The 25,005-nt window shown below is 73.7% G+C and carries 24 protein-coding genes and 1 pseudogene; all 25 read left to right on the top strand.

Translation table 11 applies throughout. The annotated features are described in order from the left end of the window. Nucleotides 1-115: 115 nt before the first annotated feature. The 25 genes and pseudogenes from dhaK to AC1DT4_RS12345 all read left to right on the top strand — a co-directional run bounded on the left by dhaK (nt 116) and on the right by AC1DT4_RS12345 (nt 24,846). Complete coding sequence (gene dhaK / locus AC1DT4_RS12465; protein WP_477090139.1) at nt 116-1,111, top strand: dihydroxyacetone kinase subunit DhaK; 996 nt, start codon at nt 116-118, stop codon at nt 1,109-1,111. A gap of 58 nt (nt 1,112-1,169) precedes the next feature. Next, nucleotides 1,170-1,802, top strand: a complete 633-nt coding sequence (dhaL, locus tag AC1DT4_RS12460) for a dihydroxyacetone kinase subunit DhaL (RefSeq protein WP_477090108.1) — start codon at nt 1,170-1,172, stop codon at nt 1,800-1,802. After that, nucleotides 1,799-2,521, top strand: coding sequence for a dihydroxyacetone kinase phosphoryl donor subunit DhaM (gene dhaM, locus AC1DT4_RS12455; protein WP_477090107.1), 723 nt, complete (start codon nt 1,799-1,801; stop codon nt 2,519-2,521). The genes dhaL and dhaM overlap by 4 nt, the downstream gene beginning before the upstream one ends. A 75-nt stretch (nt 2,522-2,596) precedes the next feature. Then, nucleotides 2,597-3,211, top strand: a complete 615-nt coding sequence (locus AC1DT4_RS12450) for a TetR/AcrR family transcriptional regulator (protein WP_477090106.1) — start codon at nt 2,597-2,599, stop codon at nt 3,209-3,211. A gap of 43 nt (nt 3,212-3,254) precedes the next feature. Further along, the gene (locus AC1DT4_RS12445; RefSeq protein ID WP_477090105.1) at nt 3,255-4,964 is read left to right on the top strand and encodes an MDR family MFS transporter; all 1,710 of its coding nucleotides are present in this window, start codon (nt 3,255-3,257) and stop codon (nt 4,962-4,964) included. A 9-nt stretch (nt 4,965-4,973) separates the two neighbouring features. Next, nucleotides 4,974-5,375 (top strand): DUF4233 domain-containing protein, encoded by a 402-nt coding sequence (locus AC1DT4_RS12440; RefSeq protein WP_477090104.1) that lies wholly within the window; start codon nt 4,974-4,976, stop codon nt 5,373-5,375. A 43-nt stretch (nt 5,376-5,418) separates the two neighbouring features. Next, nucleotides 5,419-5,853: a nucleoside-diphosphate kinase gene (gene ndk, locus AC1DT4_RS12435; protein ID WP_477090103.1), complete on the top strand. Its 435-nt coding sequence runs from the start codon at nt 5,419-5,421 to the stop codon at nt 5,851-5,853. 46 nt (nt 5,854-5,899) lie between these two features. After that, a complete protein-coding gene (smc, locus tag AC1DT4_RS12430; protein WP_477090102.1) occupies nt 5,900-9,466 on the top strand; it encodes a chromosome segregation protein SMC in 3,567 nt (1,188 codons plus the stop codon). 115 nt (nt 9,467-9,581) lie between these two features. After that, complete coding sequence (locus AC1DT4_RS12425) at nt 9,582-9,911, top strand: hypothetical protein (protein ID WP_477090101.1); 330 nt, start codon at nt 9,582-9,584, stop codon at nt 9,909-9,911. 76 nt (nt 9,912-9,987) lie between these two features. Continuing rightward, complete coding sequence (ftsY, locus tag AC1DT4_RS12420; protein ID WP_477090100.1) at nt 9,988-11,175, top strand: signal recognition particle-docking protein FtsY; 1,188 nt, start codon at nt 9,988-9,990, stop codon at nt 11,173-11,175. A gap of 155 nt (nt 11,176-11,330) precedes the next feature. Continuing rightward, nucleotides 11,331-12,638 (top strand): ammonium transporter, encoded by a 1,308-nt coding sequence (locus tag AC1DT4_RS12415; protein WP_477090099.1) that lies wholly within the window; start codon nt 11,331-11,333, stop codon nt 12,636-12,638. Next, complete coding sequence (locus tag AC1DT4_RS12410) at nt 12,638-12,979, top strand: P-II family nitrogen regulator (RefSeq protein ID WP_477090098.1); 342 nt, start codon at nt 12,638-12,640, stop codon at nt 12,977-12,979. The genes AC1DT4_RS12415 and AC1DT4_RS12410 overlap by 1 nt, the downstream gene beginning before the upstream one ends. A 22-nt stretch (nt 12,980-13,001) precedes the next feature. Further along, a complete protein-coding gene (locus AC1DT4_RS12405) occupies nt 13,002-14,798 on the top strand; it encodes a [protein-PII] uridylyltransferase (protein WP_477090097.1) in 1,797 nt (598 codons plus the stop codon). 35 nt (nt 14,799-14,833) lie between these two features. Further along, the gene (gene ffh, locus AC1DT4_RS12400; RefSeq protein ID WP_477090096.1) at nt 14,834-16,423 is read left to right on the top strand and encodes a signal recognition particle protein; all 1,590 of its coding nucleotides are present in this window, start codon (nt 14,834-14,836) and stop codon (nt 16,421-16,423) included. Between the two features lie 6 nt (nt 16,424-16,429). After that, nucleotides 16,430-17,524, top strand: coding sequence for an amidohydrolase family protein (locus AC1DT4_RS12395; RefSeq protein WP_477090095.1), 1,095 nt, complete (start codon nt 16,430-16,432; stop codon nt 17,522-17,524). Between the two features lie 172 nt (nt 17,525-17,696). Next, the gene (gene rpsP, locus AC1DT4_RS12390; protein WP_477090094.1) at nt 17,697-18,125 is read left to right on the top strand and encodes a 30S ribosomal protein S16; all 429 of its coding nucleotides are present in this window, start codon (nt 17,697-17,699) and stop codon (nt 18,123-18,125) included. Then, nucleotides 18,125-18,364: an RNA-binding protein gene (locus tag AC1DT4_RS12385; protein WP_055922281.1), complete on the top strand. Its 240-nt coding sequence runs from the start codon at nt 18,125-18,127 to the stop codon at nt 18,362-18,364. The genes rpsP and AC1DT4_RS12385 overlap by 1 nt, the downstream gene beginning before the upstream one ends. 76 nt (nt 18,365-18,440) lie before the next feature. Beyond that, complete coding sequence (gene rimM, locus AC1DT4_RS12380) at nt 18,441-18,998, top strand: ribosome maturation factor RimM (RefSeq protein ID WP_477090093.1); 558 nt, start codon at nt 18,441-18,443, stop codon at nt 18,996-18,998. Between the two features lies 1 nt (nt 18,999). Further along, nucleotides 19,000-19,770 (top strand): tRNA (guanosine(37)-N1)-methyltransferase TrmD, encoded by a 771-nt coding sequence (gene trmD / locus AC1DT4_RS12375; RefSeq protein WP_477090092.1) that lies wholly within the window; start codon nt 19,000-19,002, stop codon nt 19,768-19,770. Nucleotides 19,771-20,004: 234 nt separating this feature from the next. Further along, entirely contained in the window at nt 20,005-20,373 is a 369-nt protein-coding gene (gene rplS / locus AC1DT4_RS12370) for a 50S ribosomal protein L19 (protein ID WP_477090091.1), read from the top strand. Between the two features lie 185 nt (nt 20,374-20,558). Beyond that, nucleotides 20,559-21,425 carry a signal peptidase I gene (gene lepB, locus AC1DT4_RS12365; RefSeq protein ID WP_477090090.1) on the top strand — a complete coding sequence of 289 codons (867 nt, stop codon included), beginning with the start codon at nt 20,559-20,561 and terminating at the stop codon, nt 21,423-21,425. Between the two features lie 2 nt (nt 21,426-21,427). Further along, nucleotides 21,428-22,123 (top strand): annotated as a pseudogene (locus AC1DT4_RS12360) (ribonuclease HII); the annotation flags it as partial. 417 nt (nt 22,124-22,540) lie between these two features. Continuing rightward, nucleotides 22,541-22,864, top strand: coding sequence for a DUF2469 domain-containing protein (locus AC1DT4_RS12355; RefSeq protein ID WP_055922267.1), 324 nt, complete (start codon nt 22,541-22,543; stop codon nt 22,862-22,864). A gap of 101 nt (nt 22,865-22,965) precedes the next feature. Then, complete coding sequence (locus AC1DT4_RS12350) at nt 22,966-23,322, top strand: YraN family protein (RefSeq protein ID WP_477090089.1); 357 nt, start codon at nt 22,966-22,968, stop codon at nt 23,320-23,322. Beyond that, a complete protein-coding gene (locus AC1DT4_RS12345) occupies nt 23,323-24,846 on the top strand; it encodes a YifB family Mg chelatase-like AAA ATPase (protein WP_477090088.1) in 1,524 nt (507 codons plus the stop codon). Nucleotides 24,847-25,005 lie beyond the last annotated feature (159 nt).

Here is a 25,005-nt window from a genome sequence, read left to right as displayed (position 1 = left end):
CGTCCTCCCCTTGACGGCCTCCGTGGACGCCAACATTGTGAGGTTTGTCGGGACGCGGGAGTCCACGACGGACGTGCGGGGCCTGCCGTGGGTGCCCGGTGAAGGGATGGCTGCAGTGAAGAAGCTCATCAACGACCCGCAGACCGTCGTGGCCGAATCGCTCGAGGGTTTCGCGGCCGCGCACGCTGACGTCGTGTCGGTGGACGCCGAGCACGCGGTCGTCCTGCGGGCGGGCGGGGCCACGGCAGGCAAGGTCGGCCTCGTGAGCGGCGGCGGGTCGGGGCACGAGCCGCTGCACGGCGGGTTCGTCGGCGTCGGCATGCTCGACGCGGCCGTCGCCGGGCCCGTGTTCACCTCGCCCACCCCGGACCAGATCACGCCGGCGCTCCAGGCCGCCGACTCCGGTGCCGGTGTGCTCGCGATCGTGAAGAACTACACGGGCGACGTGCTCAACTTCGAGACGGCCGCCGAGCTCGCCGACGCCGAGGGCGTGACGGTGCGCAGCGTCATCGTCAACGACGACGTCGCGGTCGAGGACTCGCTCTACACGGCCGGGCGGCGCGGCGTGGCCGGCACGGTCGCGGTCGAGAAGATCGCGGGGGCGGCCGCCGAGCGCGGCGACGACCTCGACGCCGTCGTCGCCGTCGCCGAGAAGGTCATCGCCAACGTCCGCTCGATGGGCGTCGCGCTCACCGCCTGCACGGTCCCGCACGCGGGGAAGCCCAGCTTCGACCTGCCCGAGGACGAGATCGAGATCGGCATCGGCATCCACGGCGAGCCCGGCCGCCGCCGGATCCCCCTGGCCGGCGCCGACGAGATCACGGAGATGCTGCTCACGCCCGTGGCGGACGACCTCAACCTCGGCAGCGGGGACACGGTGCTGCTGTTCGTGAACGGCATGGGTGGCACGCCCGCCTCGGAGCTCTACGTGGTCTATCGTCGGGCCCGCGCGTTGCTGGAGGAGCGTGGGGTCGTCGTGACCCGCTCGCTCGTCGGCAACTACGTGACATCGCTGGAGATGCAGGGCGCGTCGGTCACCGTTCTCCGGCTGGACGACGAGCTGACCGCCCTGTGGGACGCCCCCGTGCACACGACCGCCCTGCGGTGGTGATCGCGGCCAGGTCGTCCGCACCATCGCACGGACCGGGACGGCTCGAGGGAGCGTGGGCATGACGCTGGACGTCGCGTGGGCGATCGACTGGGTGCGCCTCTCGGCGCAGACGGTCACGGAGCACCGGAGCGAGCTCATCGAGCTCGACCGGCAGATCGGGGACGGCGACCACGGCGAGAACCTGTTCCGCGGGTTCACGGCGGTCATCGCCAAGCTCGATGCGCTCGAGGCGCCGCCGGCCGACATCGGCGAGGTGCTCAAGCTCGTCGCCACCACGCTGATGTCGACGGTCGGCGGCGCGGCCGGTCCGCTCTACGGCACGGCCTACCTGCGTGCGGCCAAGGCGACCGGCGTGCCCGAGCTCGACAGCCAGGGTGTCGTGGCGCTGCTCGAGGCGGCCCTCGAGGGCATCGTTGCCCGCGGCAAGGCGACCACCGGCGAGAAGACGATGGTCGACGCCTGGACGCCCGCCACCGAGGCCGCGGTCGCCGCCGCGGACTCGGGGGCGTCGCCCGCGGAGGTGCTCGCCGCGGCGGCCGACGCCGCGCACGACGGCGCCGAGTCGACCATCCCGCTCATCGCCACCAAGGGTCGGGCGAGCTACCTGGGGGAGCGGTCGGCCAACCACCTCGACCCGGGAGCGCGGTCGACCGAGCTGATCCTGCGGGCCGCCGCGCAGGCGGCCGCGTGAGCGGGACGTTCGAGCGCGAGCCCGCACCCGTCGCCCTAGTCCTGGTCTCGCACTCGCGCGCGCTCGCCGAGGGTGCGGCGGAGCTGGCCGGGCAGATGGCGCCCGGCGTGCTGCTGCTCGCGGCCGGCGGGATGCAGGACGGCGGGCTCGGCACCAGCTACGACACCGTCGAGGCGGCGCTCCTCCACGCGACGCAGGACGGCCGGTCCGCCGTCGTGCTGACCGACCTCGGCTCGGCCGTGCTGACCGCCGAGTCGGTGCTGGACCTGCTGGACGAGGACGTCGCGGACCGCGTGCGGCTGGCCGACGCGCCGTTCGTCGAGGGCGCGGTCGCCGCCGCCGTGACCGCGCACGGGGGAGCCGACCTGGCGGGGGTCCTCGCCTCCGCGGAGCACGCCGGCTCGACGTTCGCCGGCTCGGCGGAGCCGACGTCACCGGGGACCTCCGGCGGCCTCGACGACGGGGTGCTGCGGGCCTCGGTCGTCCTGCGCAACCCCCTGGGCCTGCACGCCCGCCCCGCGGCCGTCGTGGCGCGCATGCTCGCCGCGTACGACGCGAAGGTGCGGGTCAACGGCGCCAACGCCGCGAGCGTGCTCGAGCTCATGAAGCTCGGGGCCAAGCAGGGCGTGGAGCTGCAGGTCGAGGCGGAGGGACCGCAGGCCGCCGAGGCCCGGGACGCGCTGGTCGCGGCGGTCGAGGGCGGCTTCGGCGAGGTCTGACGCCTGCGCCGTGTGAGGGACGGCACAGAAAAGTGCGTTCACTGCAAAGTTGCAGTGCGTGTAAAGTTGCACCTCGTGCAGAACTCCGTGATCGACGAGCCCGCGGCCCTCGGGCTGCGTGAGCGCAAGAAGCGCGCGCGCCGAGAGGCGCTGATCGACGCCACGCACCGGCTGGTCGCCGAGCACGGGCTCGACGCCGTGACGGTCGACGCCATCTGCGAGGAGGCGGGGGTCTCGGTCCGCACCTTCTTCAACTACTTCGAGACCAAGGACGACGCCGTGCTCGGCCACACGCCGTGGCCGCTCGAGTCCGAGGCCGCGGAGGTGTTCGCGACCGGCGGCCCGACCGGGCACCTCGTGCTCGACCTGCAGGCGCTCGTCAGCTCGTTCCTCAGCGACCCGCCCATCGGCCGCGAGCGGCTCGCCCGCGCGCTCGAGCTGGCCGCCAAGGAGCCGCGGCTGGTCGCCCGGCACCTCGCCTGGTTCGAGCAGCACAAGGGCCAGCTCTCCGCACTGGTCGAGCGCCGCCTGGGGGAGAACCCCTCCCACTCGCCCGAGATGGTCGGCTCCGTCCTCCTGTTCCTCACGCACGCGACGTTCCTGCGCTGGGACGCGGCCGGAGGTCACGGCGACGCCGACGACCACCTGACGGCCGTCGTCGCCGAGCTCCGCTCGATCCTCTCCGACTGACTTCTCCGCACGTCCGCCCCTCTTTCAGAACGAGGTTTCTCGCATGGCCACCGCAGCACCCGAGGCACCAGCGGTCGACAAGCCGCTGATCGTCCTCACCCCCAAGACCGTCTGGCTCATCTTCGGCGCGCTCATGGCCGGGATGTTCATGTCGTCGCTCGACCAGTCGATCGTCGGCACCGCGATGCCGACCATCGTCGGCGAGCTGAACGGCGTCGAGCACCAGGGCTGGGTCGTCACGGCCTACATCCTGGCGATCGCGATCGTCATGCCGCTCTACGGCAAGTTCGGTGACCTGTGGGGCCGTCGCTGGCCGTTCCTCATCGCGATCGGCCTGTTCACGGCCGCGTCGGCCGGGGCGGGGTTCGCGCAGTCCTTCGGCGAGCTGGTCTTCTGGCGCGGCGTCCAGGGCCTCGGCGGCGGCGGTCTGATGATCCTGTCGCAGGCGATCATCGCGGACATCGTGCCCGCCAAGGACCGCGGCAAGTACATGGGCCCGATGGGTGCCCTCTTCGGGATCTCCGCCGTGATCGGCCCGCTCCTGGGTGGCCTGTTCACGCAGCACGCCGACTGGCGCTGGTGCTTCTGGATCAACATCCCGATCGGCCTGACCGCGTTCCTGGTCGCCTGGTTCACCCTCAAGCTCCCGTCGCACCGCTCGGGCAAGAAGCTCGACGTCGCCGGCATCTTCTTCCTGGTCGTCGCCACCTCGGGCCTCGTCCTGGCCACCAGCTGGGACAGCTGGACCGGCAACCGCGGCTACGACTGGTCCGACCCGGGCCTGCTCACCCTCGTGATCGGCACGCTCGTCGCGATCGCCGCGTTCATCATGGTCGAGCTCCGCGCGCAGGAGCCGCTCCTGCCGCTGCGCCTGTTCAAGAACCCGACGTTCACCATCGCCACCGCGATCGGCCTCATCCTCGGCATGGGCATGTTCGCCGCCCTGGCGTTCCTGCCGACCTTCCTGCAGATGTCGACCGGCGCGGGCGTCACCGAGTCCGGCTTCCTGCTGCTCCCGATGATGGTCGGCGTCATGATCACGGCGATCGGCTCCGGTATCGCGATCACGAAGACCGGCCGCTACAAGGCGTTCCCGGTGATCGGCCTGGCCATCACCACCGCCGGCGTCGCGTGGCTCACGCAGATCACCGGTGACATGTCGATGTGGCTCTTCGGCGCCATGATCTTCGTGCTCGGCGCCGGCATGGGCCTGGTCATGCAGACGATCGTGCTCGCCGTGCAGAACTCCGTGGACCCCCACGAGATCGGCACCGCGACCAGCACGAACAACTTCTTCCGCGAGATCGGCGCGGCCGTGGGCACGGCGCTGTTCAGCACGATGTTCACCACCAAGCTGGCGGACAACCTCGCCGGCGTCTTCGCGGGCGCGCCCGCGGGCTCCGGCGGCGACGCCTCAAGCCTGACGCCCGCCGCGGTGCAGGCGCTGCCCGAGCCGCTGAAGACCGGCGTCATCGACGCGTTCACCAACGCGCTCGCGCCGTCGTTCTGGTACCTCGTGCCCGTCGTCGCGGTCGGCTTCGTGCTCGCGCTCTTCCTGCGCGAGGTCAAGCTGTCCGACGTGGCCGGCATGGTCGCCCGTGGCGAGGCCCTCGCGGCCGACGGCTCGGGTGCGCCCACCGACACGATCGACGGGGCGGTCGTCCTGGACGAGCTCTCCGGCCCGGTCCACGACGGGCTCCCGACCCAGCGGGACGCGGCCCCGGACGACGTCGAGGCCTCGGCCCGCCGGTAGCCTGGCCCGATGAGCTCCACCGTCCCCGACGGCCAGGCCGTACGCCGCAAGCGTGCCGCGAAGCCCCAGTTCACGCAGACGATCCTCATCCTCGAGGCCGTCGTCGTGTTCTTCGCGACGCTCGTGGCGTACGGCCTGCGGGTCGCCCCCGTGTCCACGATCTGGCTGGTCGGTGGGTGCCTGTCCGTGGTGCTGATCCTGCTGTCCGGCCTGGTCTCGCGGCCGGGCGGCTACCTCGCCGGCTCGATCGTCCAGGTGTTCGTGCTGGCGGGCGGGTTCGTCATCCCGATGATGTTCGCGGTGGGCGTGATCTTCGTCGTCCTGTGGGTGGTGGCGCTGCGGCTGGGCGGCCGGATCGACCGCGAGCGGGCGGAGTACGACGCCGCCCACCCGGGTGCGGTCGGGCCCTGACGCACGGCGCCTGACGTCCCTGACGCGACATAGGGTTGCGCCCATGACTGACGCACCCGCCACGCAGCGCACCCTCGTCCTCGTCAAGCCGGACGGTGTCCGCCGCGGGCTGTCGGGGGAGGTCGTGCGCCGCATCGAGGCCAAGGGCTACACGCTCGTCGCCGTCGAGCTGCGCGAGGCCGACGAGGCCCTGCTGGCCGAGCACTACGCCGAGCACGCCGGCAAGCCGTTCCTCACGCCGCTCATCGAGTTCATGCGCTCGGGTCCGGTGCTCGCCGTCGTGGCCGAGGGGCACCGCGTGATCGAGGGCTTCCGCTCGCTCGCCGGCGCGACCGACCCGACGGTGGCGACCCCGGGCACGATCCGCGGCGACCTGGGCCGCGACTGGGGCCTCAAGGTCATCCAGAACCTGGTGCACGGGTCGGACTCCGAGGAGTCCGCCGCGCGCGAGATCGCCCTCTGGTTCCCCGCTCTCTGAGGGCAGCCTCCCGGGAGCTGGGGTGCGCGCACCTTAGGCTTCGTGCGTGCACCTCAAGACCCTCACCCTGCGGGGGTTCAAGTCGTTCGCCTCGGCGACGACCCTGAACTTCGAGCCGGGCGTCACCTGCGTGGTCGGGCCCAACGGCTCGGGCAAGTCCAACGTCGTCGACGCCCTGGCCTGGGTGATGGGGGAGCAGGGCGCCAAGTCGCTGCGCGGCGGCAAGATGGAGGACGTCATCTTCGCCGGCACGGCGGGCCGGCCGCCGCTGGGCCGGGCCGAGGTCGCGCTCACCATCGACAACTCCGACGGCGCCCTGCCGATCGAGTACTCCGAGGTCACCATCTCGCGGACGTTGTTCCGCAACGGCGGCTCCGAGTACGCGATCAACGGCCAGGGCTGCCGCCTGCTCGACATCCAGGACCTGCTGTCGGACTCCGGCCTGGGCCGGGAGATGCACGTCATCGTCGGGCAGGGCCAGCTCGACGCGGTGCTGCGCGCGACCCCCGAGGAGCGCCGCGGGTTCATCGAGGAGGCCGCGGGCGTCCTCAAGCACCGCAAGCGCAAGGAGAAGGCGCTCCGCAAGCTCGAGGCGATGCAGGCCAACCTCACGCGCCTGTCCGACCTCACGGGGGAGATCCGCCGCCAGCTCGGCCCGCTCGGCCGGCAGGCGGAGGTCGCGCGCAAGGCGGCGGTGGTCCAGGCGGACCTTCGCGACGCCCGCGCCCGGCTGCTGGCCGACGACCTCGCCCAGCTGACCTCCACGCTCGAGCAGGAGATCGCCGACGAGAGCGCGCTGCGTGTCCGGCGCGAGGAGGTCGAGGGCGCGCTGGCCGCCACCCGCGCGCGCCTGGCCACGCTCGAGCGCGAGGCCGCAGAAGCCGCTCCCGCGCTGAGCGAGGCCAGCGAGGTCTGGTACCGGCTGTCGTCGTTGCGCGAGCGCCTGCGCGGGACGGCTTCCCTGGCCGCCGACCGCGTCCGCCTGCTCGGCAGCGCGGGCCCCGAGCGGACCGGCGGCTCCGACCCCGACGACCTCGCCGCGCAGGCCGAGCGCGTGCGCGCCGCGGAGGCCGAGCTGGCCTCCGAGGTCGAGCTGTCGCGGGCCGCGCTCGAGGCCGCTGTCACCGCCCGGCAGCAGGCCGAGGCCGAGGCCGTCGCCGCCGAGAAGGAGGTCGCGACCGCGCTGCGCGGCGCCGCCGACCGCCGCGAGGGCGTGGCACGGCTGGCCGGCCAGGTCGCGGCCCGCCGCAGCCGCGTCGAGGCCACGCAGTCCGAGCTCGGTCGGCTCCGGGAGTCCCTGGCCGCCGCCGAGCAGCGCGGGCAGGAGGCCACGACGCAGTTCGCGGTCCTGGAGTCGCAGGTCGCGGGCGTCGAGGAGGGCGAGGAGGGGCTGGACGCGGAGCACGAGGCCGCCGTCGAGGCCCTCGAGCGGGCGAGCGAGCGGCTGGGCGCGCTGCAGGAGCAGCTGTCGGCCGCCGAGCGCGAGCGTGCCGCCCTGGAGTCCCGCGCCGAGACGCTCGAGCTGAGCCTCACGCGCAAGGACGGCGTGGGCGCGCTGCTCGCCGCGGACGGTCAGCCCGGGCTCGTCGGTTCCGTGGCGGCGCTGCTGGCGGTCGACCCCGAGAACGAGGAGGCGATCGTCGCCGCGCTCGGTGCGGTGGCCGACGCGGTCGCCGTGGACTCGGTCGACGCGGCCGTCGACGCCATCCGCTACCTGCGCACCGAGGACGCCGGTCGCGCGACGCTGCTGGTCTCCGGCGCCTCCACACCGACGACGCCCCTGGCAGACGTGCCCGCCGGCGCCGACCGCGCCGTGGACCTCGTGCGCGCGCCGGACCACGTGCGCGCGGCCGTCGAGACCCTGCTCGCCGACGTCGTCGTCGTCGACGACCTGGCCGCCGCCCGCGCGATCGTCGCGGCCCGCCCCGACCTGGTCGTCGCGACGCGCACGGGCGACGTGCTGTCCCGGCACCGCGCCTCGGGCGGCTCCGCCACGGCCCCGAGCGCGCTGCACCTCCAGTCGGCGCTCGACCAGGCCCGTGCGGGTGTCGCGCAGGCCACCGCCGACGCGGAGCGCGTGCGGTTCGAGCTCGTCGGCGCGACCGAGGCGCAGGCGGCCGCCCGCGCAGCGCACGAGGCCACCCTGGACCGCCTCAACGAGTCGGACGCTGCCCTGGCCGCCGTCGCGGAGCAGCTGGGCCACCTCGGCTCCACGGCCCGCGCCGCGAACGCCGAGGCCGCGCGCCTGCAGCAGTCCCTCGAGGCCGCGTCGCGCACGCTCGAGGACGACAGCACGCAGCTCGCGGAGCTGACCGCGCGGCTCGCCGCGGCCGAGGTCGAGCCCGCCGAGAGCGAGGCGGCGATCGCCGAGGGCAGCGAGCGGCGCGACCGGCTGACGGAGCTGGCGTCGGCGGCACGGGCGCGCGAGACCGAGGCGCGGCTGACGCTGCGCACCGGCGAGGAGCGGGCGCGGGCGCTGTCGGGCCGCGCCGAGTCCCTCGAGCGCGCCGCCCAGGCCGAGCGTGTGGCCCGCGAGCGCGCCGCCGAGCGCGAGCGCGCGCGGTCGCGGCAGGCCACCGTCGCCCAGGCCGTGCGGGACGGCGCCACCCAGGCCCTCGTCGTGCTCGACGAGTCGCTGCGGCGGGCGTCGGCCGAGCGCGACGCCGCGGAGGCGGCCCGGGGCGAGCGGGACCGCGAGGTCACGGCCGCGCGCGCCGAGGTCGACGTGCGCGCCGCGGAGCTCGCGCAGCTCACGGACGTCGCCCACCGCGACGAGGTCGCCCGCACCCAGCAGCGGCTGCGGATCGAGGCGCTCCAGTCCCGCGCGGTCGACGACCTCGGCCTCGACCCGGCCGTGCTGCTCGAGGAGTACGGCCCGCACCAGGACGTCCCCGTGATCCCGGTCCCGGGGGCGGAGATCGACCCGGAGGCCCCGACGGCGGTCCCGTACGTGCGCGAGCAGCAGGAGAAGCGGCTGCGCGCCGCCGAGCGTGCGCTCTCGCTCCTGGGCCGCGTCAACCCGCTCGCGCTCGAGGAGTTCGCCGCACTCGAGGAGCGCCACCAGTTCCTGGTCGAGCAGCTGGCGGACCTGAAGAAGTCGCGCGCGGACCTGCTGGAGATCGTCAAGGAGATCGACGAGCGCGTCGAGCAGGTGTTCGCCGAGGCCTACCGCGACACCGCGGCCGCGTTCGACGTCGTCTTCCCGCGGCTGTTCCCCGGCGGCGAGGGCCGACTGGTCCTCACGGACCCCGACAACATGCTGACCACGGGCATCGAGGTCGAGGCGCGCCCGGCCGGCAAGAAGGTCAAGCGGCTCTCGCTGCTCTCCGGCGGCGAGCGGTCGCTCACCGCGGTCGCCCTGCTGGTCGCGATCTTCAAGGCACGGCCGAGCCCGTTCTACGTGATGGACGAGGTCGAGGCCGCGCTCGACGACGCCAACCTGGGCCGGCTGCTCGAGATCTTCCGCGAGCTCCAGGAGGACTCGCAGCTGATCGTCGTCACGCACCAGAAGCGCACGATGGAGATCGCCGACGCGCTCTACGGCGTGACCATGCGCGGCGACGGCGTCACCACCGTGATCAGCCAGCGGATGCGCGAGGACGTCGCGGTCTGACGAGGCCGGCGCGCGGTGCGGGCTCGCCGCTCGGCGTGTGGAGATTGTGTGCTGTTTGGCGTTCCCTGTGCGCGGGGCGCTCCCGCTTCCAGGTTCGGCACGGAGACTGGGGCACATGGCCATCCTCGTCGCGATCGTTCTCGCACTCCTCGTCGCCGCCGGTGTCCTGCTCGCCGCGAGCGTCACCAGCTCCGCCCGAGGCACGGGCGAGTCCCCGCTGCGCGCGTTCCGCGCCGGTTGGGCCGCGCGCAAGAACCCCGACACCGACCAGCGCGCGGCTGCGGCGGCCGCCTCGGTCGAGCCCGTCGACATGTCGCTGGCGCAGTTCCTGCGGGAGACGGTCGACGAGGGCGAGGCGTACCTGCAGGTCGACGACCTGGCGACGACGCTGCAGCGGGCCCGCGACAAGGCCGTCGGTGTCCTGCCGGGGAACCACCGCCGCTGAGCCCCGCCGCCGGACCGACCGGTCCGGCTGACGCGTCGGCTCGCTTCGGCGGCCCGCCGCCCGACAGACTGTCCCGGTGACCAACGAGACGCTCGAGATCCTCCTGGCCGCCGGTATCCCGACGGCCATCGTCGTCGCGCTGGCGACCGTGTTCGTCCGGCGACGCCGCACCTCGACCACCGACGAGGCGCCGACCGCCGTCGACGTGCCGAGCCAGGCACCCGCGCCCGACGTCGAGGCCACCGTCCCGGCGCCGGAGGAGGTCCTCCCCGAGGAGGTCCTCCCCGAGGAGGCCGAGGCCGCCCCCGAGCTCGAGGTCCCCGCACCCGTCGCGGGGCGCCTCGCCCGCCTGCGCGACCGGCTCGCGCGCTCCGGCTCGCCGCTCGGCGCGCGCCTCCTCGCCGTGCTCTCCAAGGACCACCTCACCGAGGACGACTGGGACGAGCTCGAGGAGACGCTGCTGCTGGCGGACGTGGGCGCGGGACCGTCCGGCGAGCTCATCGACGCCCTGCGCACCCGCGTCCGGGTGGAGGGCCTCAAGAACCCCGCCCAGGTCCGCGCCCTCCTGCGCGAGCAGCTCCTGGCCCTCGTCGACCCGTCCCTCGACCGCGGGCTGAACACCGAGCCCGGCGCGGCCGCCGACGGGTCACGGGTGCCCGCCGTCGTGCTCGTCGTGGGCGTCAACGGCACCGGCAAGACGACCACGGTGGGCAAGCTCGCCCGCGTCCTGGTCGCCGAGGGTCGGACCGTCGTCCTCGGCGCGGCGGACACGTTCCGCGCGGCCGCCGCGGACCAGCTGCAGACGTGGGGCTCCCGCGTGGGCGTGCACACGGTCCGGTCGGACCGTGACGGCGCCGACCCGGCCGCCGTGGCGTTCGACGCCGTGCGCACCGGCAAGGCCGACGGCATCGACGTGGTGCTCGTGGACACCGCCGGGCGGCTCCAGAACAAGGCCGGCCTCATGGACGAGCTGGGCAAGATCACGCGCGTCATCACACGGGAGGCGCCCCTGTCCGAGGTGCTCCTGGTCCTCGACGCGACCACCGGCCAGAACGGCCTCAACCAGGCCCGCGTCTTCGGTGAGGTCGCGGGCGTGACGGGCATCGTGCTCACCAAGCTGGACGGGACGGCGAAGGGCGGCATCGTCGTCGCGGTGCAGCGCGAGCTCGGCGTCCCGGTCAAGCTCGTGGGCCTGGGGGAGGGCCCCGACGACCTGGCCCCGTTCGACCCGGAGGCCTTCGTCGACGCACTGCTCGAGGGCTGACGTTCCTGGACGTCCGCTCACCACGAAACCGAACGTTTACGTGCGCGTGAGGCTTGTCACATCGACGTAACGTCCCCCGCGCATGTCCGAAACCCGCCTCGTCGACTGTGATCCCGACCAGCCACCCCCGGCTGGCGAGTGGAGAGGCGATCTCGATGGAATTCGCTTTGGACAGCGGGAACACGGCGTGGATGCTCACCGCCGCGTCGCTCGTGCTGCTGATGACGCCGGGGCTGGCGTTCTTCTACGGCGGCATGGTGCGCGGCAAGAGCGTCCTGAACATGATGATGATGAGCTTCGCGGCGATCGGCGTCGTCGGGCTCATCTGGGTGCTCTACGGGTACTCCGGCACGTTCGGCCCTGACCTCGGCGGTGGCTGGCTCGGCAACCCGTTCACGTACTTCGGCCTGCAGGGCTTCACCGACAACGACAGCCTGATGGTCGCCACCGGCGTGCCGTTCCTCGTGGCTGCCGGCTACCAGGCGACGTTCGCGATCATCACGGTCGCGCTGATCTCCGGTGCGGTCGCCGACCGCATGAAGTTCAGCGCCTGGCTGGTCTTCGCCGCGATCTGGGTGACCGTCGTCTACATGCCGCTGGCGCACTGGGTGTGGGGTGGCGGCCTGCTCAGCGCGACCGGCATCACGGAGGGTCTGTCCACACCGATCGACTTCGCCGGTGGAACGGTGGTCCACATCGACGCCGGTGTCGCCGGCCTGGCGCTCGCCATCCTGCTCGGCCGCCGCAAGGGCTGGCCCAGGGAGCCCATGCGGCCGCACAACCTGCCGTTCGTCATGCTCGGCGCCGCCCTCCTGTGGTTCGGCTGGTTCGGGTTCAACGCGGGCTCGGAGTTCGGTGCCGACAGCACGGCCGGTCGCGCCTGGCTCAACACCATGCTCGCCACCTGCGTCGCCATGCTCGCCTGGCTCGCCACGGAGAAGCTGCGTGACGGTCACGCGACGTCGCTCGGTGCGGCGTCGGGCGTCGTCGCCGGCCTGGTCGCCATCACTCCGGCCGCCGCGGCGGTCGACACGTGGGGCGCCATCGCGATCGGCGTCGTCGCGGGCGTGCTCTGCGCCCTGGCAGTCGGCCTGAAGTTCAAGTTCGGCTTCGACGACTCGCTCGACGTGGTCGGCGTGCACGCCGTCGGCGGCCTCGTGGGTACGCTCCTCATCGGCTTCTTCGCCACCGACCAGAACGGCGGCTGGTACCCCGACGGAGCAATGAACGGCCTGTTCTACGGCGGTGGGCTGACGCAGCTCGCCACGCAGGCCATCGTCGCCGGCTGCGCGGTGCTGTTCAGCTTCACGGCGACCTACGTCATCGCGCTCATCCTCAAGAAGACCATCGGCCTGCGGGTGTCCGACGAGGCCGAGGTCGGCGGTATCGACCTGGCTGTGCACGCTGAGACCGCATACGAGACGCTGGGCGTCGGCGCCCGTGTCGTGACGGAGGTGAAGTGATGACGAAGCTCGTGACGGCTGTCATCCAGCCGCACCGGCTGGACGATGTGAAGTCGGCCCTCGAGGCGGCAGGCGTCCGCGGTCTCACCGTGAGCGAGGCGAGCGGCTACGGCCGTCAGCGCGGTCACACCGAGGTCTACCGCGGTGCCGAGTACACCGTCGACCTGGTGCCCAAGGTCCGGATCGACGTGCTCGTGACGGACGAGGACGTCGCCGGCGTGACCGAGGTCATCGTCCGCGCCGCCCAGACCGGCAAGATCGGCGACGGCAAGGTCTGGGTCGTGCCGGTCGAGGACGTGGCTCGCGTCCGCACCGGTGAGCACGGCGACGACGCCCTCTGATCAGGACGGTCGACCGCTACACATGACACAGGAACGGCCGCCCGCGGGGGGCGCGGCCGCGAACGGGTCGCCCGAGGTCCCGCACCCCGCGATCGGGGTGCGGGACCTCCGCGTCGAACGGCTCGAGCTCGCGGCCGGGCTGACCGGCCCGGGTGCGGACGGCATCGCGCGCCGGGCCGCCATCGTCGAGCTCGTCGTCGGGCGCCTGCGCGAGCAGTGGGAGATCGCGACCGCGGGCGAGGACGTGTCCGGCATCGCGCTGGGCGCCGTCGGCAGCGTCGGGCGCGGCGACGCCAGCCCGGTCAGCGACCTCGACCTGCTCCTCGTCCACGAGGGGCGGGGCCACTCGCCCGAGGAGCTCTCCGCCCTCGCGCAGAAGCTCTGGTACCCCATCTGGGACGCGGGGCTCGACCTGGACCACTCCGTCCGGTCGCTCGCGCAGTGCCGCCAGGTCGCGTCGAAGGACCTGCCGGCCGCGGTCGGGCTGCTGGACCTGCAGCCGGTCTCCGGCGACGCCGTCGTCATCGCGCGGGCCAAGTCGGCGCTGCTCGAGGACTGGCGCTCCGCCGCCCGTCGGCGACTGCCCGAGCTGCTCGCCTCGACCCGGCAGCGCGCCGAGCGGCACGGCGAGCTGGCCTACCTCATCGAGCCGGAGCTCAAGGAGGCCCGCGGCGGCATCCGGGACGCGGTCGTGCTGAGCGCGCTGGCTGCCACCTGGCTCACCGACCGCCCGCACGGCGCGGTCGACATGGCCTACGCGCACCTGCTCGACGTGCGCGACACGGTCCAGGTGGTCACACGGCGGCACACCAACCGGCTCCTGCTGGCCGACCAGGACGAGGTCGCGGCCCTCGTCGGGTTCGACGACCGCGACGACCTGCTGGCGAGCGTCGCCGAGGCCGCGCGCGTGATCTCCTACGCGCTGGACACCACGGTGCGCAACGCCCGGCAGGCCCTCCAGCGGCCGGCGCGGACGGCGAGGCTGGTCCGCGGGAGGCGCACGGCCCCGCGGCTGCGGACCATCGCCGAGGACCTGGTCGAGCACGACGGCGAGATCGTGCTCGCCGTCGAGGCCCGACCGGCCGAGGACCCGCTGCTCTCCCTGCGTGCGGCGGCGACCGCCGCGCGCACCGGCCTGAGCCTCTCGCCCGTGACCGTCGCGAGCCTCACGGCCACCCCGCCGCTGCCGACGCCGTGGCCCAAGGCTGCGCGCACCTACCTGCTGCAGCTGCTGGGGTCCGGGCCGGCGCAGGTGCCCATCTGGGAGGCCCTCGACCTGGCCGGCGTCGTGACCACCTGGATCCCGGAGTGGGCGGGCGTCCGCAACCGCCCGCAGCGCTCGGCGATCCACCGGCACACGGTCGACCGGCACCTGGTCGAGACGGTCGCCCGCGCCGGCCGCGACAAGCGGGTGGTGGAGCACGGCGAGACGCTGCTGCTGGCGGCGCTGCTGCACGACATCGGCAAGCGCGCGGGAGCGGGCGACCACTCGACGGAGGGCGCGCGCCTCGCGGGGCCGATCGTGCTGCGGATGGGCTTCGACGAGCAGATGGCGGCCGACGTCACGCGGCTCGTGCGCGAGCACCTCACGCTGTCGGAGCTGGCCACGACGGCGGACCCCGACGACCCGACGACCATGACGCGCCTGCTCGACGCCGTCGACCACCGGCCGGACCTGCTCGCCCTGCTGCGCGCGCTGACCGAGGCGGATGCCGGCGCCGCCGGGCCGCAGGCATGGAGCACGTGGCGCGCGACCCTCGTCGACGACCTGACGGCACGAGCCACCCGGGAGCTGGCAGGTACCCTAGGTCGTCCGTAAGACCGTCTGTTTCCCCGAAGCGTGAGGACCGCCAGGTGTTCGCCACCCTGTCCGACCGACTGACGTCGACCTTCAAGAACCTGCGTACCAAGGGCCGTCTGTCCGAGGCGGACATCGACGCCACCGTGCGCGAGATCCGCCGGGCGCTGCTCGACGCCGACGTCGCCGTCCCGGTCGTCCGTTCGTTCACCGGCGCCGTGCGCGAGCGCGCGCTCTCGGCCGAGGTGTCCGGCGCGCTCAACCCCGCGCAGCAGGTCGTCAAGATCGTCAACGAGGAGCTCGTCGCCATCCTCGGTGGCCAGACGCGCACGCTGAACCTCGCCAAGAACCCGCCGACCGTCATCCTGCTCGCGGGCCTGCAGGGTGCGGGCAAGACGACGCTCGCCGGCAAGCTCGCGCTGCACCTCAAGGGCCAGGGCCACACGCCGCTGCTCGTCGCGGCGGACCTGCAGCGCCCGAACGCCGTCACCCAGCTGCAGGTGGTGGGGGAGCGCGCGGGCGTGCCCGTGTTCGCCCCGCACCCCGGCAACCAGGGCAGCGACGACGTCATGCCGTTCGGCGCCGACCCGGTCGCGGTCGCGCGCGAGGGCCTGGCCACCGCCAAGACCAAGCTGCACGACGTCCTGATCGTCGACACCGCCGGCCGCCTGGGCGTCGACGCCGAGCTCATGCAGCAGGCGTCGGACATCCGCGACGCGCTCGACCCGGACGAGATCCTCTTCGTGATCGACGCGATGATCGGTCAGGACGCGGTCACCACGGCCCAGGCGTTCCAGGACGGGGTCGGGTTCACCGGCGTCGTGCTGACCAAGCTCGACGGCGACGCGCGCGGCGGCGCCGCCCTCTCGGTGGCCAGCGTGACCGGCAAGCCGATCATGTACGCGTCCACCGGTGAGAAGCTCACCGAGTTCGAGGTGTTCCACCCGGACCGCATGGCGTCCCGGATCCTCGACATGGGCGACATCCTCACGCTCATCGAGCAGGCCGAGAAGGCGTTCGACGCCGGCCAGGCCGAGGAGATGGCGGGCAAGCTCGCCGCCGGCCAGGACCTCACGCTCGAGGACTTCCTCGTGCAGATGCAGCAGCTGCGCAACGCCGGCCCGCTGAAGAAGATGATGGGCATGCTGCCCGGCATGGGCCAGATGCGGGAGGCGCTCGACAACTTCGACGAGCGCGAGGTCGACCGCATCGAGGCGATCATCCGGTCGATGACCCCCGCCGAGCGCCGGACGCCCAAGATCATCAACGGCTCGCGCCGATCGCGCATCGCCGCCGGGTCGGGCACCAAGCCGAGCGACGTCAACCAGCTGCTGGAGCGCTTCGACGGCGCGCAGAAGATGATGAAGCAGATGGCCAAGGGCGGCGGCATGCCCGGCATGCCCCCCGGCATGGGCAACCTGCCGGGCATGGGCGGCAAGAAGTCGCGCGGTCGCCAGGCGCCGGCCCGCAAGGTCAAGGGCAAGTCGGGCAACCCGGCGCGGCGGGCCGAGCAGGAGCGGGGGATCACCAGCCGGCCGGCTGCGCCGCAGGGGTCGGCGTTCGGCCTCGCCCCGAAGGCGCCCGACGCGGCTCCCACGGAGCTGGAGCTGCCCGCCGGTCTCGACCGCTACCTCGGCGGACGCTGAGGGACCGTGCTCCTGCACCTGCGCGGCACCGTCGTGCTCGACGACGAGCGCGAGGTCGGCGAGGCGTGGGTGCGCGACGGCCGGATCACGTTCGAGCGGCCGTCGTCGGCCCCCGACGCCGTGCTCGAGGGCTGGGTCCTGCCCGGGCTGGTCGACGTGCACTGCCACATCGGGCTGGCCTCCGACGGGCCGGTCGACGACGGGACCGCGGAGAAGCAGGCCCTCGCGGACCGTGACTCCGGGGTGCTGCTGGTCCGCGACGCGGGCTCGCCCGCCGACACCGGCTGGGTGCACGACCGCGACGACCTGCCGCGCCTGATCCGGGCGGGCCGCCACCTCGCGCGCCCCAAGCGCTACCTGCGGCACTACGGTCGCGAGCTCGCGGAGGTCGGCGAGCTCCCGGACGCCGTCCGCGAAGAGGCCGCGCGCGGCGACGGCTGGGTCAAGCTCGTCGCCGACTGGATCGACCGTGACCTGGGCGCCGAGGGCGACCTGCGCCCGCTGTGGCCGGCGGACGTCCTCGCCGACGCCGTCGCGGCCGCGCACGCCACCGGCGCGCGCGTGACCGCCCACACGTTCGCCACGGAGTCGCTCGACGCCCTGCTCGACGCCGGCATCGACTGCCTCGAGCACGCCTGCGGCGCGACGCCCGACCACATCGACCGCATCGCCGCCGCCGGGATCCCGGTCACGGCGACACTGCTCCAGGTCGGCCAGTTCGAGGCCATCGCCGCGCAGGGTGCGCGGTACCCGCTCTTCGCGGCGCGCATGCGCTCGCTGTACGCGCACCGGTACACGCTGGTCCGCGAGCTGCACGACGCGGGGGTGCCGGTGCTCGTCGGCACCGACGCGGGCGGCACGCTGGCGCACGGCCGGATCGCCGACGAGGCCGCGGAGCTGGTCCGGGCGGGGCTCCCGGCCCGCGACGTCGTCGCCGCCGCGAGCTGGCGCACCCGCGAGTGGCTGGGCGTCCCGGGCATCGCCGAGGGCCAGAGCGCCGACGTCGTCGTGTACGACGCGGACCCGCGGACGGACGTCGGCGTGCTCGCCGCGCCGCGTGCCGTGGTGCTGCGGGGGACGGTCGTCGCCGGGGGCCTGTGACCTGCGGGACATGGTTGGGAGTGCCGTCCCGGATCTGGCACAATGGTCGGCTGTACCCGACGTCTGCAGCCCCTCTACCTGCGTTCGTCGTGTCCCTGACCTTCCCGGCGCGCCCACCCCACGGGCAATGCGCGGGCAGGTCACCCAGCAGACCTCAGGAGAAGACCACACCGTGGCCACCAAGATTCGTCTCAAGCGTTTCGGCAAGATCCGTCAGCCGTACTACCGCGTCGTCGTCGCGGACTCGCGCACCAAGCGCGACGGCCGCGTGATCGAGGAGATCGGCAAGTACCACCCCACCGAGGAGCCGTCGTTCATCGAGATCTCCTCGGAGCGCGCGCAGTACTGGCTCGGCGTCGGCGCGCAGCCGACCGAGCAGGTCCAGGTGCTCCTCAAGATCACCGGTGACTGGCAGAAGTTCAAGGGTCTCCCGGGCACCGAGGGCACCCTGCGCACCAAGGCCGACAAGGTCGACCCGAAGACCGCCATCGACGCCGTCGCGCTCGACGCCGAGAAGGCCAAGGCCAAGGCGTCCGAGAAGAAGTCCGCCGCCGCTGCTGCCGAGGCTCCCGCCGAGGCCGCCGAGGACGAGCAGGCCTGATGCTCGCCGACGCTCTCGAGCACCTGGTGCGTGGCATCGTCGACCACCCGGACGACGTCCGCGTGAACGCGTCGACGCTGCGTCGTGGCGACCTGCTCGAGGTGCGCGTGCACCCCGACGACCTCGGCCGGGTCATCGGCCGCGGGGGTCGCACCGCTCGCGCGCTGCGGACCGTCGTCGGTGCGCTCTCGACGGACGGCGCGGTCCGCGTCGACGTCGTGGACGTCGACCGCCGCTGAGTCATCGTCGAAGGCCCGGTCCCCTAGCCTGGGGACCGGGCCTTCGCCATTCCCACCCCCGAACGTGAGGACTCCCATGCAGCTGACCGTCGCGCGGATCGGCCGTGCCCACGGCCTGCGCGGAGAGGTCGCCCTCGACCTGCGGACCGACAACCCGGAGGACCGCTTCGGCGACGGCGCGGTGCTGACCACCGAGCCGGCCGCCCGCGGGCCGCTGACGGTGGTGAGCACGCGCATCCAGCAGGGCCGCTGGTACGTGACGTTCGCGCAGATCAACGACCGGACGACCGCGGAGGCGATGCGCGGGACCGAGCTGGTCGTGGACGAGGACGCGTCCGACGAGGACGACGCCTGGTACCCGCACGAGCTCGCCGGCCTGCGCGCGGAGCACGTGGACGGTCGCGTGCTCGGCGAGATCATCGGCCTGGAGCACCTGCCGGCCCACGACATGCTGCTCCTGCGTGAGCCCGACGGCGCCCGCACGCTGATCCCGTTCGTGCGCGCGATCGTGCCCGTGGTGGACGTCGCCGGCGGCCGCGTCGTGCTCGACCCCCCGGGCGGGCTGCTCGCCTCGGACGCGGCGAACCTGGTGGTCTCGGACGAGACGGTGTCGCCCCGAGACGCAGACGACTGACGTGCGCATCGACGTCGTCTCGATCTTCCCCGAGTACCTGGCACCGCTCGAGCTGTCCCTGGTCGGCAAGGCGCGGACCGGGGGGCTGCTCGACCTGCGCGTGCACGACCTGCGGGACTGGACCACCGACCGCCACCGGACGGTCGACGACACCCCGTTCGGCGGCGGCGCCGGCATGGTCATGCGGCCGGACGTGTGGGGGTCCGCGCTGGACGAGCTGCTCGACGCCGACGCCCACCTGCTGGTGCCGACGCCGTCGGGGGAGCCGTTCACGCAGCGCACCGCCGAGGCGCTGGCGGGGGAGCGGCACCTGGTCCTGGCCTGCGGCCGGTACGAGGGGATCGATGCCCGGGTGGCCGAGCACTACCGGTCCCGCGGCCGGGTCACCGAGTTCTCCCTCGGCGACTACGTGCTGAACGGCGGCGAGGTGGCCGCGCTCGTCGTCGTCGAGGCCGTCGCGCGCCTGCTGCCGGGCGTCGTCGGCAACCCGGAGTCGCTGGTGGAGGAGTCCCACGGGGCCGCCGGCCTGCTCGAGTACCCCGTCTACACCAAGCCACCCGTCTGGGCGGAGCTCGAGGTGCCCGACGTGCTCCTCTCCGGCCACCACGCGCGCATCGCCCGCTGGCGCCGGGACACGGCGCTGCAGCGGACCGCCGACCGTCGCCCGGACCTCATCGCGGCCCTGCCCGTCGACGAGCTGGACGCGCACGACCTCGCCCTGCTCGCGTCGCTCGGCTGGTCGCCGGTCGAGGGGCGCCTCGCCCGCGCGTGAGGTCGTCGTGAGGTTGAGCACGCGATTGTCCGTGGGTGCCGCCCGTGTGGCAGACTTGCCCGTTGGTGCGCGCAGGTCGCGTCTCTGCCACAGGGGAGACGAATCACGACCACCGGGGTTCGGCCCCGACGCACCGGACCATCAGACCAAGGACGCCGGTCCTGCCTGCACAGGGCAGCCGTGACGCCCTCGACGACGTTCCTGACCTGTGGCAGGGCGGGGAAGTGACATCACATGCACACGCTCGACAGTGTCGACGCAGCATCGCTGCGCTCCGACATCCCGGCCTTCCGCGCCGGTGACACGCTCAAGGTCAACGTCAAGGTCGTCGAGGGCAACCGCTCGCGCATCCAGGCGTTCCAGGGTGTCGTCATCGCCCGCCAGGGCAACGGCGTCCGCGAGACGTTCACGGTCCGTAAGGTCAGCTTCCAGGTCGGCGTCGAGCGCACGTTCCCCGTGCACTCCCCGAGCCTGGAGTCGATCGAGGTCGTGACGCGTGGTGACGTGCGCCGCGCGAAGCTCTACTACCTGCGCAAGCTCCGCGGCAAGAAGGCCAAGATCAAGGAGAAGCGCGAGTTCGCTCCCGCCGCGAAGAAGGCCTGAGCCTCCTCGCACGCGACGTCCTGACGGGCGGGCACCGATCCGGTGGCCGCCCGTCGGCGTCTCCGGATCGGTGCCCGCTGGTCACGGGACAAGCAGGTCGGGGCACGGGACGCGCCGCGTGAAACGCCCGATCTCGGACGGTGATCGTGTGCGCGAACGGGCCTGGCGCGTGCGAGAGTGTGCGGGTGATCGACCGACCCGCCCGAGACCTCGACGAGGACTCGTCGCCCACCTCGTGGCCGGGCCGGGCGACGCCCAGCGGCACCACCTCCGCGGGCGAGCCGACGCAGCAGGGCCCCCAGCTGCCCGATCTGACGGGTGACGACGGGCCGTCCGAGCCTCCCGGGTCCACCCGCCGGCACGCCGCGGCCCGACGCCCGAGCGGCGCGGGCTCGCTGCTGCGCGAGACGGTCATCATCCTCGTCAGCGCGATCATCCTGTCGCTGCTGGTCAAGACGTTCCTCGTGCAGGCCTTCTTCATCCCGAGCCAGTCGATGCACGACACCCTGATCGAGCACGACCGCATCCTCGTCAGCAAGCTGACGCCCGGCCCGTTCGACCTGCGCCGCGGGGACATCGTCGTCTTCAAGGACCCGGGTGGCTGGCTGCCGGCGGACGTCGCACCCGATCCCGGGCCCGTCCGCGGCGCGATCAACTCCGCACTGACCTTCATCGGGCTCTACCCGGCCGACGCCAACGAGCACCTGGTCAAGCGGCTCATCGGGCTGCCGGGGGACCACGTCGCCTGCGCCGGCCCGGGCGAACCGGTGACCGTGAACGGCGTCCCGCTCGACGAGCCCTATCTCGCGGCCGGCGTGCTGCCCAGCGACATCGCCTTCGACGTCACCGTGCCCCCGAACAGCATCTGGGTCATGGGAGACAACCGGTCGCACTCGTCGGACTCCCGGTACAACCAGGGCAAGCCCGGCGGCGGCTCGGTACCCGTCGCCAACGTGGTCGGCATGGCCTTCGTGACCGTGTGGCCCATCGAGCGCTGGGGCATCCTGCACAACCCGACCAGCACGTTCGCGGACGTGCCCGACCAACCGTGACCATGCTCGCAGCGGGCCGGCGTCCGGCGCCGCCGCGGACGGCGCCGCACCTGCGGCACGAGCGCCTGCTGCTGCGCGACGGCGCGCGCCTCCTGGCCGGCATGGACGAGGTCGGCCGCGGCTCGCTCGCCGGTCCGGTGAGCGTCGGCGTGGTCGTCGTCGACGTCACGACGAGGTCCGCCCCCAAGGGCGTGGCCGACTCCAAGCTCCTCGCCCCCGCCGCCCGCACCCGGCTGCTGCCCGCGCTCAACCGCTGGGGGCTCGCCCGCGCGGTCGGCCATGCGAGCGCCGACGAGATCGACGCGATCGGGATCATCGCCGCCCTGCGACTCGCGGGCAACCGCGCGCTGGCCGCGATCGCCGCGGCCGTCGGCCCCGTGGACGTCGTCCTGCTCGACGGCTCGCACGACTGGCTCAGCCGCCCCGCGCAGGGCGACCTGTTCGCGCTCGACGACGCGCCCGACCTCCCGGCGCCCCGCGTGCACATGCGCGTGAAGGCCGACCGGACGTGCGCCTCGGTGGCGGCCGCGAGCGTCCTCGCGAAGTGCGAGCGGGACGCGATGATGGTCGCCCTGGCCGCCGACCACCCCGCGTACCGGTGGGACGAGAACAAGGGCTACGCGTCGCCCGAGCACATGGCCGCCCTGCGCGAGCTGGGCCCGAGCGTGCTGCACCGGCGGTCGTGGCGGCTCCCCGGCGTCGGGGACGTACTCGACGAGGACGGTGACCTCGACCCGGCCGCGCTTCTCGACGAGGACGCGCTTCTCGACGAGGACGCGCTTCTCGACGAGGACGCGCTTCTCGACGAGGACGCGGGGCTCGACCGGGAGGCGCTTCTCGACGAGGACGCCGACGACGACGCGGCCGAGGTCCTCGACGACGACGCCGACCTCGGCGAGGACGATGCTCTCGACGCGGTCGCGGGGCTCGATCGCGACGGCGGCTTCGATCAGGTCGACGCGGTCGACCAGGACGCCGATCTCGGCCACGCACGCTGATCTCGATCGAGGTCGCGGTTCTCGATGGCCTCGGGCGACCCGCTGGCGACGGCGTCCGACCGTTCGTCCGCGTGGCGTCGCGCGGCCGGGACCTCGGGCATGGGGGATGATGTCCCGGTGAGCGCGGAGGACCTGGAGAACTACGAGACCGACATGGAGCTCGCGCTGTACCGCGAGTACCGCGACGTCGTGGGGCTCTTCTCCTACGTCGTCGAGACCGAGCGGCGGTTCTACCTGGCGAACCAGGTGGACCTCCAGGTGCGGTCGGCGGCGGGCGAGGTCTACTTCGAGCTGACGCTCGCCGACGCCTGGGTGTGGGACGTGTACCGCTCCGCGCGGTTCGTGAAGTCGGTGCGGGTGGTCACGTTCAAGGACGTGAACGTCGAGGAGCTGGCCAAGGCCGAGCTCGATCTCGGAGGCAGCGCGGGCTTCGCCCGCTGACCCGCCCACAGCCCACCGGCTGGCGGTCGCGCCCACAGATCTGCCCGGGTGCCCGGGTGGTCCGACCGGCCGCTGGCAGCGTCCTGCCCGGAGGTGGTCCGGTGCGCGCGAAGGACGCAGTGGGGCGGTACGGCGAGGACGTGGCGGAGGCGCACGTCCGGGACCGCGGGTGGGACGTGCTCGACCGCAACTGGCGGACCCGGGAGGGCGAGCTGGACCTGGTCGCGCTCGACGGTGACGAGCTCGTGGTCGTCGAGGTCAAGACCCGCCGGTCTGTCGCGTTCGGGCACCCTGCGGAGGCGGTGACGCCGCGCAAGCTCGCCCGGGTGCGGCGGCTCGCGGCACTGTGGCTGGCCGCGCACGACGTGCACCCGCGGTCGGTGCGGGTCGACGTCATCGCGGTGCTGCTGCCCGCGCGCGGTGCGGCCGAGGTCGACCACCTCGTGGGGGTGGTCTGAGTGGTCCTCGGACGCACTCTGGGCGTCGCGCTGGTCGGCCTGACGGGGCACGTGGTCGAGGTCGAGGCCCATCTCGCACCCTCCCTGCCCGCCTTCACGCTGGTCGGGCTGCCGGACGCGTCGCTGGCCGAGTCCCGGGACCGCGTGCGTGCCGCCGTGACCTCGTCGGGGCTGCCGTGGCCCAATCGGCGCATCACCGTCAACCTGTCGCCCGCCACCCTGCCCAAGTCCGGGTCCGGGTTCGACCTGGCGATCGCGGTCGCCACGCTGGCCGGGGCGGAGGCGATCGACCCCGCGGTGACGCACGGTGTGGTGCACCTCGGTGAGCTCGGTCTGGACGGTCGGCTCCGGCCCGTGCGCGGGGTGCTGCCGGCGGTTGCCGCGGCGGTCGCGGCCGGGTGGTGCCGGGTGGTCGTCGCCGAGGGGAACGCCGCGGAGGCGCGGTTGGTCCCCGGTGCGCAGGTCGTCGGCGCGGCGAGCCTCGCGCAGGTGGCGGCCGGCTACGGTGCAAGCGTCGAGGCGCCCGAGGTGCCACCGGTCGCGGCCGAACCGGTCGTCGCTCCGCAGCGCGCCGCGAGGCTCGACCTTGCGGACGTCGTCGGCCAGGAGGACGCGCGCGCCTGCCTGGAGGTCGCGGCGGCGGGCGGCCACCACCTGCTCATGGTGGGGCCGCCCGGGACCGGCAAGACCATGCTGGCGGCGCGCCTGCCGGGGCTGCTGCCGGACCTCACGGAGGCGGACGCGGTGGAGGTCACCGCGGTGCACTCGGTGGCCGGAGCCTTCGATCCCGGCGGTGGCCTGCTGCGCCGGCCGCCGTTCGAGGACCCGCACCACACGGCCACGCCCGCGAGCGTGGTGGGTGGCGGCTCCGGCATGCCCCGGCCCGGCGCCGCCTCCCGGGCGCACCGTGGAGTCCTCTTCCTCGACGAGGCCCCGGAGTTCTCGACCGCGGTCCTGCAGACCCTCCGGCAGCCGCTCGAGCACGGCGAGCTCGTGCTCCACCGCGCGGCCGGCACGGCCCGCTACCCGGCCCGGTTCCAGCTCGTGCTGGCCGCCAACCCGTGCCCGTGCGGGCAGGCGGTCGGCAAGGGGCTCGCGTGCACGTGCCGCGCAGAGCAGCGCCGCCGGTACTTCGGCAAGCTCTCCGGGCCCCTGCTGGACCGCGTGGACCTCCAGGTCGAGCTGGCCCCGTCCCGGGCGGGCGCGGTGGCGGGGGAGTCCACGACGACCGTCGCCGCGCGGGTCGCCGACGCACGCGCCGCGCAGGTCGACCGGCTCGCCGGCACGCCGTGGCGGACCAACGGGGACGTGCCGGGCGGCTGGCTCCGGGACCGCCTCGGCCCCGACCGCTCCCTCGTCTCCGACCTCGACCGTGCCCTCGACCGCGGCACCCTGAGCCTGCGCGGCGTGGACCGGGTCCTGCGCGTGGCCTGGACGCTGGCCGACCTGGCCGGGCGCCCGGCCCCCGGCCGGGCAGATGTCGGGCAGGCGCTGCTGCTGCGCACACGTGGGCAGGGCGCATGAGCGGCGTGGCGTCCGACGTGCTCGCGCACCAGCCGCACACGCGGGCGGGGCGCGTGAGCGCCGTGGAGTCCGACGTGCTCGCGCGCACCACTCGCGCCCGCGGGCGGGGCGCGTGAGCGCCGTGGAGTCCGACGTGCTCGCGCGCACCACTCGCGCCCG

The organism is Cellulomonas sp. P4_D11 (assembly GCF_056401915.1).
Note: the sequence above shows the minus strand (reverse complement) of the source record. Positions and strands in the feature narration are given on the sequence as shown.

Excerpts from the sequence above, each read along its gene's own strand:
- AC1DT4_RS12405 (WP_477090097.1), top strand. The coding sequence starts at position 13,002 with ATGACACAGGAACGGCCGCCCGCGGGGGGCGCGGCCGCGAACGGGTCG.
- AC1DT4_RS12425 (WP_477090101.1), top strand. The coding sequence starts at position 9,582 with ATGGCCATCCTCGTCGCGATCGTTCTCGCACTCCTCGTCGCCGCCGGT.
- AC1DT4_RS12440 (WP_477090104.1), top strand. The coding sequence starts at position 4,974 with ATGAGCTCCACCGTCCCCGACGGCCAGGCCGTACGCCGCAAGCGTGCC.
- AC1DT4_RS12415 (WP_477090099.1), top strand. The coding sequence starts at position 11,331 with ATGGAATTCGCTTTGGACAGCGGGAACACGGCGTGGATGCTCACCGCC.
- rplS (WP_477090091.1), top strand. The coding sequence starts at position 20,005 with ATGCACACGCTCGACAGTGTCGACGCAGCATCGCTGCGCTCCGACATC.
- AC1DT4_RS12445 (WP_477090105.1), top strand. The coding sequence starts at position 3,255 with ATGGCCACCGCAGCACCCGAGGCACCAGCGGTCGACAAGCCGCTGATC.
- AC1DT4_RS12410 (WP_477090098.1), top strand. The coding sequence starts at position 12,638 with ATGACGAAGCTCGTGACGGCTGTCATCCAGCCGCACCGGCTGGACGAT.
- rimM (WP_477090093.1), top strand. The coding sequence starts at position 18,441 with ATGCAGCTGACCGTCGCGCGGATCGGCCGTGCCCACGGCCTGCGCGGA.
- ndk (WP_477090103.1), top strand. The coding sequence starts at position 5,419 with ATGACTGACGCACCCGCCACGCAGCGCACCCTCGTCCTCGTCAAGCCG.
- dhaL (WP_477090108.1), top strand. The coding sequence starts at position 1,170 with ATGACGCTGGACGTCGCGTGGGCGATCGACTGGGTGCGCCTCTCGGCG.
- AC1DT4_RS12385 (WP_055922281.1), top strand. The coding sequence starts at position 18,125 with ATGCTCGCCGACGCTCTCGAGCACCTGGTGCGTGGCATCGTCGACCAC.